The sequence below is a fragment of the Streptomyces sp. NPDC001002 genome (genome assembly GCF_053599215.1).
In genome coordinates, this window is the sequence record NZ_JBSFLV010000031.1 from 38,475 (window position 1) to 55,247 (window position 16,773).

Genomic DNA, 16,773 nt, shown 5'->3' on the forward strand with positions numbered 1-16,773 from the left:
AACCCGGAGACCGAAACCTGGAGAGCGAAACCCGGAGACCGCTATGCCACCGCCGCCACCTGCGTCGGCACCTCGGCGATCACCTGCAGGGCGTTCGGCCCTACGACGCGTCCTCGCCGATCACCCGTGTGATCTCCCGGCCGATCCGCAGGATGCCGGGGGAGCGGACCGGGCACGGCTTCGGTGTGGACGTGGTCGGGGCCAGACAGAAGTGCAGATAGTCCTTGCCGTAGTGCAGGGCCGTGCGGTCGGTGCCGGGATCGGTGCAGTAGGAGGGGTGTGCGTGCTCGTAGGCCGTGCACGGCAGGTACTGCGACCAGGTGTAGCGGGCCCCGGCCGGGCTCACCGTGGCGCCCGCGTCGGCGACCAGGTCGCCCGAGGCGGCGGCCTGCTTGTCGTAGAGGTCGTTCACCCGCCGGACCCGGTCCGGCGTGATCGGGTCGGGGCCCTGCAGCACCCAGACGACCTTCGGGCGCCGCGACCCGCCCGCGTCGGCGATCTGCGCGGTGAGCCTGCGCATGTCGGCCGCGTACCGCTCGAAGTACGTCTTCGGGGACGCGTCGTAGGTGATCCCGTCCATGCACCACGTGTAGGCCCACGCGTTGCCCCAGAACTGCAGCACCACGTAGTCCGGATGCCGCTCGCGGACCAGCGCCGCGGCCTTGGCCGTGTCGGGGACGAGCGACTTCTCACCGGTGCCCTCCAGGTAGTCGCACGGTGTGGTCCCCGAGTACGGGGCGCTCGTGTACGTCGCTCCCAGATCCCGGCGGAGTTCCTGGCCGACCACGTTCTGGGCCTCCATGGCGAGCGAGTCGCCGAGGTAGAGGACCCGGGGTGCCACGGCGGGACGGGTGCGCGGCGAGGCGGACGCGGAGGGGGGCGCCTGCTGCGGCTGGTGCGTGGTCGCGGCGGGCGTACCCGGCAGGCTGGGGGTCGGCGGCGCCTCCTCCGGCCCGGACGCGGGGTCCCCGCAGGCGCCGAGCAGCAGCACTGCGGAGAGCAGCGCCCCCACGATCCACGGCTTCCGCATGCAACAACTCCCGCCCCGGAGCCCGAAATCGGCTCACCAGGCAAGCACAGCGCGGCACAACGGGGAAGACATCGGGCGTTGTTGAGGCCGTGCCGAGGCCTTGCGGTCAGGGCTCGCCGAGGTGTTCCAGGAGATCCAGCAGGTCCGTCAGGGGCAGCGGCTTGGTGAGGTGGGCGTCGAAGCCCGCGGCCCGGGACAGCGCACGGTCGGTGCCCTGACTGAAGCCGGACACCGCGATCAGGCGGAGGCCGGTGCCGTCCGGTCGGGACCGCAGCGCGCGGGCGATCGCGTAGCCGTCCATGTCCGGCAGCCCCAGGTCGCACAGGACGACGTCGAAGGGGTGCGACTCGGTGACGGAGAGGGCGTCGGTGCCCGTGTGCACCGCCGTGACCTGGTGGCCCTGCCGTTCCAGCAGGGTGCGGTAGGTGGCGGCCAGGTCGGTGTTGTCCTCGACGATCAGGATCGACAGGGCGCGCGGGGCGGTCCGGAGGGGTGCCGGGCGGGGGTGTTGCGGGGCCGTGGAGTCGGTGGTCGGGAGGACGGCCGTGAACGTGGCGCCCTTGCCCGGGCCTTCGCTGTGCGCGGTGATCTCGCCGCCGTGCAGCTCCAGCACCGTCCGCACGACCGCGAGCCCGAGTCCCAGGCCCTCCGGGGTGTCGGGGCCGGCCGGGGCCGCCCGCATGAACACCCCGAACAGCTCCTCCGCCTGGGCGGGTTCGAACCCGATGCCGTCGTCGCGCACGGTCAGGCGGGCCAGTCCGTCCCCGGCGGTCAGACCGACCTCCGTGTGACCGCCGGGCCGCGTGTACTTGAGCGCGTTCGACAGCAGGTTCGTCAACACCTGGGCGAGCCGCAGCCGGTCGCCGTCCACGACCACCGGGCCCGGCGGCAGGACGGCGCCGAGCGTACGGCCCTCGTGCTCGAACAGGCCGTGGATGTCGGCGCACGCCCCGTCGACGACCGAGCGCAGGTCGACCGGCTCGCGCACCAGCTCCATGCGCCCGGTCACCGCCCTCGTACCGTCCAGCAGGTCGTTGCTCATCCGGGCCAGCGTGCCCAACTGCCGTTCCAGGACGGACAGTGCCGGATGGCCGTCGGGGATGTCGAGGGCCAGCAGCTCGGTCGCCGCGGACGCTGCCGCCAGCGGGTTGCGCAGCTCGTGCGAGAGCGTGGCGATGAACCGGTCCTTGGCCCGCTGCTCCTCCCGCAACCGGCGCCCCGCCGCGTCCAGTTCGGCATTGGCGCGGCTCAACTGCTCGTTCACCTCGCGGATCTCCCGTGCCCGCACGAACAGGTCGATCTCCATGCCCTCGGCCCGCATCTGCGCGTCCGCGACCGCCCGCCGCTGCTCGCGCCCCACCCGGCGCAGATGCACGAACTCCGTGACGTCCTCGACCCGGTGGATGATGAAGACGACCTGCCCCTCGGCGTCGACGACCGGGGAGTTGACGGGACTCCAGTACCGCTCGGCGAAGACTCCCTCCTCGCTCGTCGGGATGTCGTACCGCTGCAGTGCCATCGTGTCCGTACGTCCGCTCGCCCGGACCGTCTCAAGGGACCGCCGCAGATTGGCGACCCCGTCCGCCGACGGGTCCTCCGGGTTGTCGGGGAACACGTCGAAGACCGGCCTGCCGACGATGCTCCGCTCGGTCCGGGTGGCGCTCAGATAGGCGCGGTTGACCTCGACGATGGTGAAGTCGGGGTCCAGGATGAGCAGCGGGGACAGGGTCGCGTCGAACAGGAGCCGGAAGTCCGGGACATCGGGCACGGTCGGACCTCCGGGGGCCGGTGCGGGGACTCAGGGGTCGAGGCGGTAGCCGTAGCCCCGGACGGTGGTGATGCGCGGGGCCGGCGGGGGCAGGTCCGCGAGTTTGCCGCGCAGCCGGTACACGTGCTCGACCACCGTCGCCGGCTGCTGCCAGGACGAACCCCAGATCCGCTCCAGCACCTGCGCGGCCGAGAACACCCGGCCGGGCGCCGCCGCGAGCATCTCCAGCAGGGCGTACTCCTTGGGGCGCAGGACGAGTTGGATGTCCCCGCCCGATGCCTGCCGGGCCGCGGTGTCGACGCGCAGCGAGCCGACCTGGAGCACCGTCGCCGTGTCCGGCGGCTGCGAGCGGCGCAGCACGGCGTGGATACGGGCCACCAACTCCCGTTGCGAGAACGGCTTGACCAGGTAGTCGTCGGCGCCGATCTCCAGGCCCGCCACCCGGTCGGCCTCCGCCGCGCGCCCCGAGACGACGATGACCGGCAGCCGGCTCGTGGACCGCAGCGCGCGCAGCAGTTCGAGCCCGCTGCCGTCCGGAAGACCCAGGTCGAGGACGGCCAGATCGACACCGCCCTCGTACAGCACGGACTTTCCGGCGCGCGCGTCCATGGCCCAGGTGACGATGAATCCGGCGCGTTCCAGATAGGAACGGCACATCAGTGCGAAGTCGGGCTCGTCCTCGATCAGCGCGAGGTGCGGACGCATTCCGCATCACCCGGCCCATCTGCCGCCCGCTCGTTGTGTCGCTGATGAGCGGCCGTTGATGCCCCGACCATGTGGCGAAGGTAGAACAGTAATCGCCCACGGTTCAAGGGGAGCCGACCGGGGGGAGTCCCGGCGCGGGCCGGTGCGGGGCGGGGATGGAGCAACCCCCGCACCGGCCCGTGTCGGGGCACGCGGGATGCGCAGGGAACGGGGACCGAGGCACGTGCACGAGAACATTCTGGAACCCGTGAGCAGGGTCTGCTGGCCACCGCCCGGCGACGAAGGCGTCCTGCCCGCCGCCGACGGCCTGCTCCTCGCCGAGTTGCACGGCGACATCGATCTCGCCAACACCGTGGAGCTGCGCAGCTGGCTGGACTCCGTCGTGGCGCTGCGCGCACCGGCGTACATCGTCGACCTGCGGCCCGTGACCTTCGTGGACTCCACCGGCCTGAACCTGCTGCTGCGCCTGCGCCGCCGCGTCCTGGCCGGCGGCGGCGCGTTCGCCCTGCTGTGCCCCGAGCGCACCCTGCGGCTGCTGCACGCCCACGGCTCACTGGAGCTGTTCGATCCGGCGACCACCTTCCCGCAGGCGGTGTCCAGGGTCACCGGAACGAGCGAACGCCCCTGGGCCTGACCGGAGTTCAGACCCGGTCGGCCACGATCAGCAGATACTGGAAACTGCCGTTCTTGTACGCGCTCAGGAACGTTTCCTCGATGCCCATGACCAGGTGACCGGCCTCTTTCCGCAACTCCCAGTAGGGGAGGGTGTCCGCGGTGAGGTCCTGCACATGGACGGGGACGAGCCGGTTGCGGGCCATCGCCCGGAAGTACTCCGAGCGCGGGTGGATGTCGCAGATGTAGTGCGCGTTGATGAGGGACACCTCGCGCGAGGCCCGCCCGTAGGTGTCGTTGTAGCAGCCGGTGACGACGACGTACCGGCCGCCGCGGCGCAGCAGCCGGGCGTGCTCGGCGAACAGCAGCTCCAACTCCACGTACATCGTCGACTCGTTGTTCCACGACGCCGCGTACGCGCCGGTCGCGAAGCCGGTGTCGAGCATGTTGCGGTGGTGGTAGCGGACCTTGTCGTCGATGGCGCGCCGATGTGCCTGCTCGTTGGCGAACGCGGCCTGCTTCGCGGAGATCGTCACGCCGTCGGCGTGACAGCCGTAGCGCAGGTTCGCCACGACACTGCCGCCGCCACGCCCGCAGCCGGCGTCGAAGACCCGGTCCGCGGGGGTCAGCGGGCCGAGGTGCGAGGCGAGCAACTCGGCCTGGGCGTGCTCGAGCCGGTGCAGCTCGGCGGTGATCAGCTCCCGCCGGAGCGCGTCGTCCGGTTCTTCGAGCACCGACCGGTCGGCCGGTCCGATGCCGTAGTGGTGGTGGTAGAGGTCGTCGATCCGGCCGAGTTCCAGGTTGACCGGGTTCTCCTCGGCGTTCCAGTAGTCCGCGACACGGGTCTGGTACGTGGACTGGGTCGGCACCGGAGCGTTCCGGGTACTTGCGGCGGCGATGGTCAACGGTGACTCCTCTTTGTCCTGCTGATGGTTCATCGGAGCTGCGCCTACCAGTAGTTGGGAAGGTGGTAGCGGTGGGTGTTGGTGGCGTGCCACTCGTGGTTGCCGGCCACCCAGTCGGACAGGCCCTGGGCGTAGCGCTCCACGAGCGGGGAGACGGCGGCCAGGAGGGCGGACTCGTCCTCGAACGCGGCCATGATCTCGTTGTGGATCTCGACGGCCCTGAGATAGGCCGCCTTCAGGCCGCACCGCTCGTTGGCGGCGATGACCTGCGGGAGGTTGAGGTGGGTGGGGTCGCCGGCCAGTTCCTTGGTGAACGAGTACAGGTCGTTGACGATCGTCGTGGCATTGCACGCGAGCGCCGTGATCCGCTGGATCTCGGGACGGGCGTAGACCGGCTCGGGCAGTTCGTAGCCGTCGACCGCGTCGACGATCGACAGACAGGGCCGGAAGTTGTTGAACTGCCGCATCACCAGGTACTCCCACACCTGGGGCACATGCCGGGTCTCCGCCCAGGCGGCCTCGGCGAGATAGCCCAGGTGCAGGCGGGCGATGTCGTGCACGAAGCGGTCGGTCTGGCTCGGCGTGGCGAAGCCCGCGTAGTCCTTGACCGCCCAGTGGTACGAGCGCAGCGGTCCGTCGGCCTGCATGCCCTCGCGCCATTGCGCCTCCAGCGCGGGCGTCCCGTGGTACGGGTCGATCGCCGACTGGGCCAGGATCAGCGGGCCGCCGAGCCCGCGGCGGGAGGCCCCGCGACCCTCGTCCTCCTCGCAGTAGCAGCTGTCGACGAGGTTCTCGGCGAGCAGCAACTCCCCGGCCACGGTGAGCCGTTCGAGATCGAGCGCCCCCGGGTGCTGGAGCACCACGGCCCGGCCGAACTGGAACCCCGAGAAGTCCCCCTTCCACGCGGCCGGGAACAGGTCGAGGCCGCGGGCCCAGGCCTCAAGGCGCCGGTCGACCTCGGCGACCTTCTCCGGATCGGCGGGGACGGCGGGCCGGTACCTGAGTCCCGGGACCGCCCCGGTGCGCCGGGAGTTGACGCTGCGGGCGAGGTTCGGCGGACCGGGCAGAGAGGATGTGGACGTGGGCGTGCTCATTCCGTACTCCACCGGGTCAGTCGGCCGTCCGGCCGATCTGGACGTTCTCCAGGATCCCGGCCGCGTCGGGCACGAGGATGGCCATCGAGTAGTAGGCGGTGACGAGGTAGCTGATGATCGCGGCGGTGTCGATCCCCATGAACCGCACGTTCAGGCCGGGTTGGAACTCCTCGGGGATGCCCGTCTGGTAGAGCCCGACGACTCCCTGGTCGGCCTCGCCGGTGCGCAGCGCGATGATGCTGCTGGTGTGCTGCCGGCTGACCGGGATCTTGTTGCACGGGAAGATCGGCACCCCGCGCCAGGCGGGCACCTCGTGCCCGTCGACGCTCGCCGTGCCCGGCACCAGGCCGCGCCGGTTGCACTGCCGGAAGAAGGCCGAGATCGCCTTCGGATGCGCCAGGAACACCTTGGTCTTACGGCGCATGGCGAGCAGTTCGTCCATGTCGTCAGGGGTCGGCGGACCGGTGAAGGTGCTCACGCGCTGGCCGTAGTCGACGTTGTGCAGCAGCCCGAACTCCCGGTTGTTGACCAGCTCCCACTCCTGGCGCTCGCGGATCTCCTCGACGGTCAGGCGCAGTTGCTGCTCGGTCTGGTCCATCGGGTCGTTGTAGAGATCGGCGACGCGGGTGTGGACCCGCAACACGGTCTGGGTGAGCGAGAGTTCGTACTCGCGCGGCGCGAGGTCGTAGTTGACGAAGCCGCCGGTGATCGTCGGCTCGCCCACATGGCCGGCCTGCACCGGGACATCGGCCTCGCCCTTGCGGTTCATCGGCAGCCGCTGCGACTCGGCGTACGCCTCCAGGTGCTCGGCGAGCGACGCCACCCGGTCGGTGAACTCCCGGACCACGTCCCAGGGAAGCACCAGCAGCACGCCCGAGGTCTCCGCCCGTACCGAACTCAGCCACAGCGGATCGGACTGCCCGATGGCCTCGTCGCCCATCTGGTCGCCGTCGGAGACCACCCCGAGGATCTCCTCCTCGCCGTACTTGCCCGCCGTGTAGCGGGTGAAGCGGCCGTGCACGATCAGATAGGTCTCCGTGACCGGCTGCCCGGCCTCGAACACCACCTGACCGGCGCGCACTTCGCGCACCCGGAACCGGGTGGAGATCTCCCTGAGGACATCGATGTCCTCGTATCCGCGCAGCACGGGCAGTTCGGTGAGTGTCTCGGGGATGACCTTGATGTCGTCGGCGCCGTTCTGCTCGAAATGCACCCGGCCGCGCCCGATCCGCAGCTGGAGGCGCCGGTTGACCCGGTAGGTGCCGCCCTTGATGTCCACCCACGGCAGGGACTTGAGCAGCCATCGCGAACTGATGGCCTGCATCTGCGGTTCGGACTTGGTGGTCGTGGCGAGCTGGCGCGCCGCCCGCGTACTGAGACTGGTGAGTTCGGCCGCCGCGTCTGCGGGGGCGGGTTCGTCGGTGGCGGGGTCGGTGACGCTTTCGGGGGCGGACACATTCCCTCCCTGAGGGTGTACAGGGGTGAGCGGAGTGGTCGGAGGTGAAGGCGGCGAAGCGGTGGCTGACAGGTACGCACCGCCTGTACAAGGCAACAGGGGCGGCGGTGGGCTCGGTACAGCGCGAAGGGGGCGGTTTCGCCTCCCCGAGGCGCAAACTCCGGGATCGGGGCAGGCGGTTGGAGGCGCCGCGCTCGCGCGCCGGTGACGTGCCACCCGGGCGCTCAGAACAGGTCGTTCACCAGTACGGCGGCACCGTCGAAACGGCCCGCTTTGAGGTCGTTCAGCGCCCCGTCGGCCCGCGACAGGGGGTACGTGTGCGTGGTGGCGCGCACGCCGTGCCGGGCCGCGAGCTCCAGGAACTCCCGCGCGTCCGCACGGGTGTTGGCGGTGACGCTGCGCAGCTGCTTCTCGTAGAACAGCTCGGTCTCGTAGTGCAGCGGCGGTGTGTCGCTGAGGTGGATGCCGGCGACGGCCAGGACCCCGCCGCGGTCGAGGGCGCGCAGGGCGACCGGGACCAGGTCGCCGACCGGCGCGAACAGGATCGCGCTGTCCAGCGGCTCCGGCGAGCTCGCGTACGCGTCCTGCGCGGAGGCGGCGCCCAGGTCGAGCGCCAGCTGCCGGGCGGCGGCGCCGCGGGTCATGACGTGGACGCGGGCGCCCTCGGCCAGTGCCACCTGCGCGCACAGGTGGGCGCTGCCGCCGAAGCCGTACAGACCCAGGCGCCCGCCCGGCGGCAGGGCCGCCCGTCGCAGCGCGCGGTAGCCGATGATGCCGGCGCACAGGAGCGGGGCGAGCGCCACGTCGTCGACCCCGTCGGGGAGCCGGTGGGCGAAGGCGGCGGGCACGGTCGTGTACTGCGCGTAGCCGCCGTCCGCGTCCCAGCCGGTGTACCGCGACGCCGGGCACAGGTTCTCGGCACCGCGCGCGCAGTACCCGCAGGTCCCGTCGGTGTGCCGCAGCCAGGCCACGCCCACCCGGTCGCCCACGGCGAAACCGTCGGCCCCCGCCCCGAGCCCGGCGACCACGCCGACCACCTCGTGCCCGGGCGTCACCCCCGGCCGGTGCACCGGCAGATCGCCCTCGGTGACGTGCAGATCGGTCCGGCACACCCCGCACGCGCGCACGTGCACCAGCAACTCGTCGTCACCCGGCACCGGAACCGGCTTCTCGACGAGCCGGAGCGCCCCTTCCTCCACCGGCCCCGGCTCGACCACCGACCACGCGCGCATCACCCCGTCCGCCATCCCGCACCCCGTCCGTCGTGTCGAAGGGCCCCCGTCCAGTCTGGGACGGACCGCCGCGTTCGGCGCGCGCTCGGCCGGACGGATGACTAGCGTGAGGAAACGGACCAACCACCGATTCGGGAGAGGGCCGCGATCATGGCCGTACAACCTGAGGGAACCCCCTGTTGGACCGACGCGATGTTCGGTGACGTCGAGGTCGCCAAGAGCTTCTACGGCGATGTCCTCGGCTGGACCTTCGGCGAGGCGTCGTCGGAGTACGGCAACTACACGCAGGCCTACGCGGACGGCAAGGCGGTCGCCGCGGTCGTCCCGCCGATGCCCGGCCAGGAGGGCCAGTCGCAGTGGTGCCTCTACCTCGCCTCCCCGGACGCGTCCGCGACCGCCGGCCGGATCCGGGACAACGGCGGCGAGATCCTGATGGAGCCCATGCAGGTCGGCGAGTTCGGCTCGATGTGCCTGGCCCGTGACCCGAGCGGTGTCGTCTTCGGCATCTGGCAGGCCGGCATCCACGAGGGCTTCGAGGCACCGCCCGAACAGACCGGCGCGTACTGCTGGGCCGAGGTCTTCACTCGCGAGCCCGAGAAGTCCGACGTGTTCTTCCCCGCGGTCTTCGGCTACACGGCCAAGCAGGTGCAGGACGACAACGTCGACTTCCGCATGTACGACCTCGGTGAGAACACGGTCCTGGGCCGCATGCGGATGACGGACGAATTCCCGCCCGAGGTAACGCCGTACATCAACGTCTACTTCAGCGTGGACAACTGCGACGACGCCGTCGCCAAGGCCACCAAGCAGGGCGGCATCCTCCGATTCGGCCCGATGGACAGCCCGTTCGGCCGGTTCGCGTCGCTCAGCGACCCGCAGGGCGCGAACTTCTCGGTGATCGACGTGACGACCACGGCGGGGGAGATGCCGCAGAGCGTCGACGTCTCGTAGGCCCGGCCGGACGCGCGGCGCGGCCATGGCATGATCGGGCGCATGGGTGAACGTGTGGTGGCCGCGTGCGACGGCGCTTCGAAGGGAAATCCGGGTCCTGCGGCCTGGGCCTGGGTCGTCGCGGACGAGACGGAGAACGTGACCCGCTGGGAGGCGGGACCGCTCGGCAGGGCCACCAACAACGTCGCGGAACTCACCGCGCTGGAACGCCTGTTGACGTCGACCGACCCGGACGTGCCCCTTGAGGTGCGGATGGACTCGCAGTACGCCATGAAGGCGGTCACCACCTGGCTGCCCGGCTGGAAGCGCAACGGCTGGAAGACCTCGGGCGGCAAGCCCGTCGCCAACCAGGAACTGGTCGTCCGCATCGACGAACTGCTCGTTGGCCGCACGGTCGACTTCCGCTACGTCCCCGCCCACCAGGTCGACGGCGACCCGCTCAACGACTTCGCCGACCGCGCCGCCAGCCAGGCCGCCATCGTCCAGGAACCCGCGAGCAGCGAACTCGGCTCACCCGAGCCGCCGCCCTCCCCGGACACCCCCAAGTCCAAGGGCGCCCCGCGCCGCAAGTCCGCCGCGGCCAAGCCGCGCGGGGGCGCTTCGCGCACCATCAAGGCCAAGTTCCCGGGCCGCTGCTCCTGTGGCCGCGCCTACGCCGCCGGCGAGCCCATCAGCAAGAACGGGCAGAGCTGGGGCCACCCGGAGTGCGCCACGGTCGAGGCCTGACAGGTCAACGTCCAAGCCGTATCACCCCGACGGGCTGACGCGTCCCCGAGCGGCCCTGACCCGCACCCGCCTCCTGCTACTCTGCGTTGCCAATTGACCGCATTGGGTAGCTCATAGGGGTGCGTGTGAAGGTCGCCTGCGTCGGCGGCGGGCCCGCCGGCCTGTATCTCTCGATCCTGCTGAAGAGGCAGGACCCGTCCCACGACATCACCGTGTACGAGCGCGATCCGGAGGGCTCGACCTACGGCTGGGGCGTGACCTACTGGCGCGGACTGTTCGACAAACTGCACGCGCTCGACCCCGAGTCGGCACGCGCGCTGTCCGAGCACTCCGTCACCTGGAACGAGGGCACGGCCCGCGTCCGCGACCTGACGACCCGGCAGCCCGGCGACGACGGCTTCGGCATCGGCCGGCACCGGCTGCTGGAGATCCTCGCCGCCCGGGCCCGCTCACTGGGCGTACGGCTGGAGTTCGAGCACGAGATCACCGAGGGGAACCTGCCCGCCGCCGACCTGGTCGTCGCGGGCGACGGAGTCAACAGCGCGCTGCGCACCCGGCACGCCGACCACTTCGGCGCCGAACTGCGGCCCGGCCGCAACCACTACATCTGGCTCGGCACCAGCAAGGTCTTCGACTCCTTCACCTTCGCCTTCGTGGAGACCGACCACGGCTGGATCTGGTGCTACGGCTACGCCTTCAGCCCCGAGCGCAGCACCTGCGTCGTCGAGTGCGCCCCCGAGACCTGGGCCGGGCTCGGCCTCGACACCGCGAACGAGGCCGACGGACTGGCTCTCCTGGAGAAGCTCTTCGTCGACGTCCTGGACGGCCACCCCCTGATCGGCCGCTCGACCGGCGACGGCAGCGCCCCGTGGCTCAACTTCCGTACCCTGACCAACCGCACGTGGTACAGCGACAACCTCGTCCTCGTCGGCGACGCCGCCCACACCACGCACTACTCGATCGGCGCCGGCACCACGCTCGCCCTGGAGGACGCCATCGCGCTGGCGGACGCGCTGCGTGGGCACCCCGAACTGCCCGACGCCCTCGCCCACTACGAGCGGGAACGCAAGGCGGCCCTCCTGTCGATCCAGAGCGCGGCCCGTTACAGCGCCCAGTGGTACGAGAACCTGCCCCGCTACATGCATCTGCCGCCGGAGCGGATGTTCGCCCTGCTCGGCCAGCGCCACTCGCCACTGCTGCCCTACGTGCCGCCCCAGCTCTACTACCGGATGGACCGGGCGGCCGGGCGACTGGAGGCGCTGCGCAGGTTCAAGCGCTGGCTCGGACCGAAGGTCGCCCGCACGGTGCACGCGCGGGCGCTGGCCTCCCGCAAGTAGGCCCCGCACCGGCCCCACCTTGGGTGAATGGCAATTCACCGGCTATGGTGAATTGCCATTCACCCTTTCTTTTTCGCCTGGAGCGCCGATGGACCAGCCCGCACCGATAGCCGAGCCCTCCGTCCGGAGGGCCCTGCGGGACCGGCTCACGATCCCGGTGCTGGCGTTCGGCGGCATCCTCATGGCCGTCATGCAGACAGTGGTCGTCCCTCTGCTGCCCGACCTGCCCCGGCTGACCAACTCCTCGGCGGGCGCGGTCTCCTGGCTGGTCACGGCGACCCTGCTGTCCGGCGCCGTCCTCACCCCCGTCCTCGGCCGGGCCGGTGACATGTACGGCAAACGCCGGGTGCTGACCGGGGCCCTCGCCCTGATGACCGTCGGTTCGGTGATGTGCGCCCTGTCGTCCGACATCGTCGTGCTGATCGCGGCCCGCGCCCTGCAAGGCGCCGCCGCCTCCGTGGTGCCGCTGTCGATCAGCATCCTGCGTGACGAACTGCCGCCCGAGCGCCGGGGCTCCGCGGTGGCCCTGATGAGTTCGACCGTCGGCATCGGCGCCGCGCTCGGCCTGCCGCTGGCCGCGCTCGTCGTGCAGTACGCCGACTGGCACACCATGTTCTGGCTGACCAGCGCCCTGGGCGCGCTGGGCGTGGCGGGCGTGTGGTGGGCGGTCAAGGAGTCGCCCGTACGGCAGCCGGGCCGCTTCGACACGGTGGGCGCCCTCGGACTCGCCGCCGGACTGGTGTGCCTCCTGCTCGGGGTCTCCCAGGGCGGGCAGTGGGGGTGGGGGAGCCCTTCGGTGCTGGGCCTGTTCCTCGCCGCCGTGACCGTGCTCGGTCTGTGGTGGTGGCAGCAACTGCGCACCGAACTCCCGCTGGTGGACCTGCGGTTGGTCTCCCGGCCGCGCGTGGGTCTGTCGCATGTGGCCGCCTTGCTCACCGGGTTCGCGTTCTACGCCAACTCCCTGGTGACCGCCCAACTGGTACAGGCGCCGAAGGCCACCGGGTACGGGCTCGGCCTGTCGATCGTGGCCACCGGCCTGTGCCTGCTGCCCGGCGGCATCACCATGCTGCTGTTCTCGCCCGTCTCGGCCCGCATCTCCGCGTCCCGCGGTCCACGGATCACGCTCGCCCTCGGGGCCGCCGTCATCGCCTGCGGCTACGCGGTGCGCATCGCCGACAGCCGCGACCTCTGGATGATCATCCTGGGTGCGACGGTCGTCGCCACCGGCACCACCCTCGCCTACTCGGCGCTGCCCACCCTGATCCTGCGCGCGGTCCCGGCCGAGCAGACCGCCTCCGCCAACGGCGTCAACGTCCTGATGCGCACCATCGGCCAGGCCGTCTCCAGCGCGGCCGTCGCCGCCGTACTGGTCCACCACACCAGCCTCGTCGGCGGCGCCCCTGTGCCCACCCTGCACGGCTATCTGCTCGCCTTCGGGATGGCCGGCGCCATCGCCCTGGCCGCCAGCGCCGCGGCCCTGACCATCCCTGGCGACGACCCGGCGTCCGACGGGACGAAACGCGCCCAGGACCGCACCCGGAGCAGCCGGGACGAGGCGTTGGAGGGAGCATGAGTGCCGTGAGCACTCCTCCCACCGCGCCCACCCGCCGCGACGCCGAGGCGACCAAGGCGGCCATCCTCAAGGCCGCCCGGCATCTGCTGGCCCGGCACGCCCACGCCGACATCACGCTCAAGGCGGTCGCCGAGCGGGCCGGCGTCAGCGCGCCGCTGATTCTCAAGTACTTCGGCAACAAGGACGCCCTCTTCGCCCGCGTCATGTCCTTCGAGGCCGACGCGGACGTGCTGCTGGACGCCCCGCTCGACGAACTCGGCCGGCACATGGTCCGGCACGTGCTGTTCAGCCAGTCCCAGCAGGGCGCCGACCCCCTGCTGCGGATCGTGTTCGCGCCCCTGCACGGCGAACAGGGCGACATCCTGCGGGCCAACTTCCGCAGCCAGGTGACCACCCGCCTCACCGCTCGCCTCGACGGCCCCGACGCGGGACTGCGCGCCGAACTGGCCGTCGCCGCCCTGCTAGGACTCGGCGTGATCTACGGCATCGCCCGCGGCACCGAACTGCGCCAGGCACCCCTGGAGGACGTCGTGGACCGCTACGCCCCCGCGGTGCAGACGCACCTCACGCCGAGCGCGTGAACCCGGCGGTCGTAGCCACGAACCGCGCGGGGTCGTCCAGCCACGGGAAATGACCGGCGCCCGCCTGCACCACGACCTCGGCCTTCGGAAAGAGCCCGGCGACCTCCCGCACCACGGGCGGCGGGGAGTTGAGATCGACCTCGCCGGCGAGCAGCAGAACGGGCGCGTCGAAGCGGGCCAGCGCGGCCCGCGTGGCCTCCGGATCGAAGGCCCCTTCGCCGCCGTAGGCCGCCGCGGCCTCCTGATTCCTCTGGGCTTCTCCGGCCGCGTGATGCGCCTGCGCGGCCGCGTCCCAAAGGCCGTAGAAGAACGGCGATACGGCCGCCCAGTGCTCGGCGGCGGCCCGCCCCGCGCCGATCTCGCCCAGCGCCTCGAAGGCCGCCGCGAACCACGGCTCGTCCCGGCGCAACAGGGCGGTGTCGCGCCGGACATCCCCGGAGACCGGGATCCCGACGGCGTACACACTCGGCGCGACCAGCGTCAGGCTGCGGACGCGCTCCGGGTGGCGGGCCGCGTACAGCAGCGCGAGGTTCGTGCCGCCGGAGTGCCCGAGCAGGTCGAGACGGTCGAGGCCGAGGCGCTCGCGCAGAGCCTCCACGTCGTCGACCTGACGGTCGCAGCGATACGAGGACGAGTCGTCCGGCGTCGCGGACTCCCCGGTCCCGCGCAGGTCGAGCAGGACGAGCCGCCGGTGCGCCGACAGGCCACCGAGGTCGCCGAGGTAGGCGGAGGCCTGCATGGGGCCACCGGGGACGCAGACCAGGGGTGGGCCCTCTCCGGTCAGGTGGTAGGCCAGTTCGGTTCCGTCGGGCGCGGAGAAGGCAGGCATGATCACGACCTTCTCAGCGCCCTTCGGACGACCGCAACCGCTTATCGCGGCGGTCACACCTGGTCGCAGTGGTCGATCAGCGCAGCAACCGGTCGAGGAACGCGTTCCCGAAGACGCCGTGCGGATCCAGCCGGTCCAGCACCCCGGCCGCCTGCCCCCAGGTGCTCTCGCCGAACGAGGCCGGTACCACCGTGCTCAGCACCTCGTCGTCGCTCCAGACCGCCTCGTCCGTGTAGGCCCAGCCCTTAGACCACTCGACCCGGGTGAGCGCGTGCTCCCCGTCGTAGGTCGCGAGGAGGAACTGCTCCAACTCCCGCAGGAAAGCCTCCGCATGAGGTGTGCCGGGCAGCGTCAGGACGTCCAGCCAGACGGCCGTGTCCCACTCGGGGTGCGCGTCGCTCGGCCGGAGCGCCGACAGCAACGGGGCCCGGGCGCCGTCCAGTTCGACGTCGGCGGGGTCGTCGAGACCGGTCACCCGAATCTCGACCGAGCCGTTGACCGGGAACCGCCCCTGAGCCGCGTACGCGATGAGGCGCTCCCGGTAGAAGGACGTGAACTCCGCGACCACGCGCTGCACTTGGGCCCGGCTGGTGAGCACCGCGTAGCCGTTCGCGGTGACCCTCAGGGTGGTCGGTCTGATGTAGAGCAGCGTGTTCTTCGACGGCCCCCAGATGTCGGCGGACAGCGTCGTCACCAGGCCGAGCGCGGCCACGTCGAACTGCGTGTTGCCGAGCACCGGCGCCAGGTACCAGGCCGCGCCCGAGACCATCCGCCCGACCAGGTCGGCCACCAGGGTCGGCACGTTGTCGGAGAACGGGTAGTTGTACGGCGAGGTCACGCGCCGCGAGGTCAGCGGCCGGGTCGGCGACACGCTCCACACCTTCAGCCACGGGACCTCGGTGAAGGCGAACCAGATCGCCTCCACGCGCCCCGACTCGTCGAGGAAGCCGGCGAGGGTGCGCCCGTCGGAGCCCGGCGCGGCGAAGAGTTCGGCGGCCGGGATGTCCGTACGGCTCACGCATCGCAGCTGGGCGTTCGCGCCCACGCGCAGCACGACCTCGGTCACCAGCGAGCGGCCGAGGTGGGTGAGCAGCGCGGCGCAGTCGGCCTCGTCGCGCTCGTACGTCCGCAGCGCGTACGCGCGCGTGTCCTCGTCCCAGACCACGGCGGTCAGCGACAGCACGAGGTTGCTGAGCGAGCCGTAGGTGTGTCCTGGCGTCCGTCGCTCGCCCCGGGCCGGTACGGCGGTGCCGTGCGCGTCGATCGCCAGGGCGCCGCCGAGGGTGAGGTCGCCGGGAGCAGGCGCGGCGGTGACCCCGAGCCCGTGCCCCTCCAGGTAGGTGAGCAGCGCCTCCAGGGTGACGCCGGCGCCGGCGCGGACGGCGGTCGGCGAGTCGAGGGCGAGGCCGGTGAGGTGCGGGGCCGTGTCGACGAGGAGCACGGGCGCGTCCGACGGTGTGCCCTCGGTGATCGTCAGGGGCGACCAGCCGTGCGAGGCTCCACGCGCGCGTACCGTCCAGCCGTGTCGCCAGGCCCAGTTGACGACGTCGACCACCTGGTCGGGGTCGCTCGGGGCGCAGGCCCACAGGCCGTCGGCGGTGATCTCGCCGACCCAGTTGCGGTACGCCGAGCGGTACAGGTCGACGTCTGCGGGGAAGTCCGGCAGCTCCTGCGCCGCCGACGCCGGATCCGCGGCGATCAGGACGGGCACGGTGGCCAACGCGGCAGCACTGAGCAGGAAGCCGCGCCGGGTCCAGGAAGGGTCGCAGGGCGGGGCACTGGACCAAGCGCCGGAGGGGGCACGGGACGGGGCGTCCGAAGGGGTGCCGGACACTAAGTTGTTCATTGAACGGTCAGTCACGGCCACACGCTAGGGCGCTGTTGACACGTGCCGTCCATTCGTCGAATCCCATCACTCGTGTGAGTGAAAGATTCACAGATGTGGCATCGGAACGCGCGGGTCCGCGCACCGGA

At 71.4% G+C, this 16,773-nt stretch carries 15 protein-coding genes; 6 read left to right on the forward strand and 9 right to left on the reverse strand.

Annotated elements, in window-relative coordinates; genetic code table 11:
- Positions 1-100: 100 nt before the first annotated feature.
- From ACWDR3_RS16635 to ACWDR3_RS16645, 3 genes are all read right to left on the reverse strand, one after another.
- Positions 101-1,030 carry an SGNH/GDSL hydrolase family protein gene (locus ACWDR3_RS16635; protein WP_450353201.1) on the reverse strand — a complete coding sequence of 310 codons (930 nt, stop codon included), beginning with the start codon at positions 1,028-1,030 and terminating at the stop codon, positions 101-103.
- A 106-nt stretch (positions 1,031-1,136) separates the two neighbouring features.
- Positions 1,137-2,798 carry an ATP-binding protein gene (locus ACWDR3_RS16640; protein WP_450353202.1) on the reverse strand — a complete coding sequence of 554 codons (1,662 nt, stop codon included), beginning with the start codon at positions 2,796-2,798 and terminating at the stop codon, positions 1,137-1,139.
- 30 nt (positions 2,799-2,828) lie between these two features.
- Positions 2,829-3,503 (reverse strand): response regulator transcription factor, encoded by a 675-nt coding sequence (locus ACWDR3_RS16645; RefSeq protein ID WP_450353203.1) that lies wholly within the window; start codon positions 3,501-3,503, stop codon positions 2,829-2,831.
- A gap of 223 nt (positions 3,504-3,726) precedes the next feature.
- On the opposite strand from ACWDR3_RS16645, the gene ACWDR3_RS16650 reads away from it, so the two are divergent.
- Positions 3,727-4,137, forward strand: a complete 411-nt coding sequence (locus tag ACWDR3_RS16650) for an STAS domain-containing protein (RefSeq protein ID WP_450353204.1) — start codon at positions 3,727-3,729, stop codon at positions 4,135-4,137.
- A 7-nt stretch (positions 4,138-4,144) separates the two neighbouring features.
- Here the strand turns inward: ACWDR3_RS16650 and ACWDR3_RS16655 are convergent, their stop codons facing one another.
- From ACWDR3_RS16655 to ACWDR3_RS16670, 4 genes are all read right to left on the reverse strand, one after another.
- Positions 4,145-5,020: a geranyl diphosphate 2-C-methyltransferase gene (locus ACWDR3_RS16655; protein ID WP_450353205.1), complete on the reverse strand. Its 876-nt coding sequence runs from the start codon at positions 5,018-5,020 to the stop codon at positions 4,145-4,147.
- Between the two features lie 44 nt (positions 5,021-5,064).
- Positions 5,065-6,114 (reverse strand): family 2 encapsulin nanocompartment cargo protein terpene cyclase, encoded by a 1,050-nt coding sequence (locus ACWDR3_RS16660; protein WP_450353206.1) that lies wholly within the window; start codon positions 6,112-6,114, stop codon positions 5,065-5,067.
- 16 nt (positions 6,115-6,130) lie between these two features.
- Positions 6,131-7,570 carry a family 2B encapsulin nanocompartment shell protein gene (locus ACWDR3_RS16665; protein ID WP_450353207.1) on the reverse strand — a complete coding sequence of 480 codons (1,440 nt, stop codon included), beginning with the start codon at positions 7,568-7,570 and terminating at the stop codon, positions 6,131-6,133.
- A gap of 224 nt (positions 7,571-7,794) precedes the next feature.
- A complete protein-coding gene (locus tag ACWDR3_RS16670) occupies positions 7,795-8,802 on the reverse strand; it encodes a zinc-binding alcohol dehydrogenase family protein (protein ID WP_450353237.1) in 1,008 nt (335 codons plus the stop codon).
- 150 nt (positions 8,803-8,952) lie between these two features.
- Between ACWDR3_RS16670 and ACWDR3_RS16675 the strand changes: the two genes are divergently transcribed.
- From ACWDR3_RS16675 to ACWDR3_RS16695, 5 genes are all read left to right on the forward strand, one after another.
- Entirely contained in the window at positions 8,953-9,753 is an 801-nt protein-coding gene (locus ACWDR3_RS16675; RefSeq protein WP_450353208.1) for a VOC family protein, read from the forward strand.
- Between the two features lie 30 nt (positions 9,754-9,783).
- On the forward strand, positions 9,784-10,479 hold the full coding sequence (locus ACWDR3_RS16680; protein WP_450353209.1) for a ribonuclease H family protein: 696 nt from the start codon (positions 9,784-9,786) through the stop codon (positions 10,477-10,479).
- A gap of 119 nt (positions 10,480-10,598) precedes the next feature.
- Positions 10,599-11,816, forward strand: a complete 1,218-nt coding sequence (locus ACWDR3_RS16685; protein ID WP_450353210.1) for an FAD-dependent monooxygenase — start codon at positions 10,599-10,601, stop codon at positions 11,814-11,816.
- Between the two features lie 88 nt (positions 11,817-11,904).
- Entirely contained in the window at positions 11,905-13,389 is a 1,485-nt protein-coding gene (locus tag ACWDR3_RS16690; RefSeq protein ID WP_450353211.1) for an MFS transporter, read from the forward strand.
- Positions 13,386-13,970: a TetR/AcrR family transcriptional regulator gene (locus ACWDR3_RS16695; protein ID WP_450353212.1), complete on the forward strand. Its 585-nt coding sequence runs from the start codon at positions 13,386-13,388 to the stop codon at positions 13,968-13,970. The genes ACWDR3_RS16690 and ACWDR3_RS16695 overlap by 4 nt, the downstream gene beginning before the upstream one ends.
- Here ACWDR3_RS16695 and ACWDR3_RS16700 read toward each other — a convergent pair.
- The gene (locus ACWDR3_RS16700; RefSeq protein WP_450353213.1) at positions 13,954-14,799 is read right to left on the reverse strand and encodes an alpha/beta fold hydrolase; all 846 of its coding nucleotides are present in this window, start codon (positions 14,797-14,799) and stop codon (positions 13,954-13,956) included. The genes ACWDR3_RS16695 and ACWDR3_RS16700 overlap by 17 nt on opposite strands.
- Before the next feature lie 76 nt (positions 14,800-14,875).
- Positions 14,876-16,645 carry a cholesterol oxidase substrate-binding domain-containing protein gene (locus ACWDR3_RS16705; protein ID WP_450353214.1) on the reverse strand — a complete coding sequence of 590 codons (1,770 nt, stop codon included), beginning with the start codon at positions 16,643-16,645 and terminating at the stop codon, positions 14,876-14,878.
- Between the last annotated feature and the right edge of the window lie 128 nt (positions 16,646-16,773).

What these genes read in the sequence shown, in the direction of transcription:
- ACWDR3_RS16635 (WP_450353201.1), bottom strand. Translation starts at nt 1,030, where the DNA reads ATGCGGAAGCCGTGGATCGTGGGGGCGCTGCTCTCCGCAGTGCTGCTG.
- ACWDR3_RS16645 (WP_450353203.1), bottom strand. Translation starts at nt 3,503, where the DNA reads ATGCGTCCGCACCTCGCGCTGATCGAGGACGAGCCCGACTTCGCACTG.
- ACWDR3_RS16660 (WP_450353206.1), bottom strand. Translation starts at nt 6,114, where the DNA reads ATGAGCACGCCCACGTCCACATCCTCTCTGCCCGGTCCGCCGAACCTC.
- ACWDR3_RS16670 (WP_450353237.1), bottom strand. Translation starts at nt 8,802, where the DNA reads ATGCGCGCGTGGTCGGTGGTCGAGCCGGGGCCGGTGGAGGAAGGGGCG.
- ACWDR3_RS16675 (WP_450353208.1), top strand. Translation starts at nt 8,953, where the DNA reads ATGGCCGTACAACCTGAGGGAACCCCCTGTTGGACCGACGCGATGTTC.
- ACWDR3_RS16680 (WP_450353209.1), top strand. Translation starts at nt 9,784, where the DNA reads ATGATCGGGCGCATGGGTGAACGTGTGGTGGCCGCGTGCGACGGCGCT.
- ACWDR3_RS16690 (WP_450353211.1), top strand. Translation starts at nt 11,905, where the DNA reads ATGGACCAGCCCGCACCGATAGCCGAGCCCTCCGTCCGGAGGGCCCTG.
- ACWDR3_RS16695 (WP_450353212.1), top strand. Translation starts at nt 13,386, where the DNA reads ATGAGTGCCGTGAGCACTCCTCCCACCGCGCCCACCCGCCGCGACGCC.
- ACWDR3_RS16700 (WP_450353213.1), bottom strand. Translation starts at nt 14,799, where the DNA reads ATGCCTGCCTTCTCCGCGCCCGACGGAACCGAACTGGCCTACCACCTG.
- ACWDR3_RS16705 (WP_450353214.1), bottom strand. Translation starts at nt 16,645, where the DNA reads ATGAACAACTTAGTGTCCGGCACCCCTTCGGACGCCCCGTCCCGTGCC.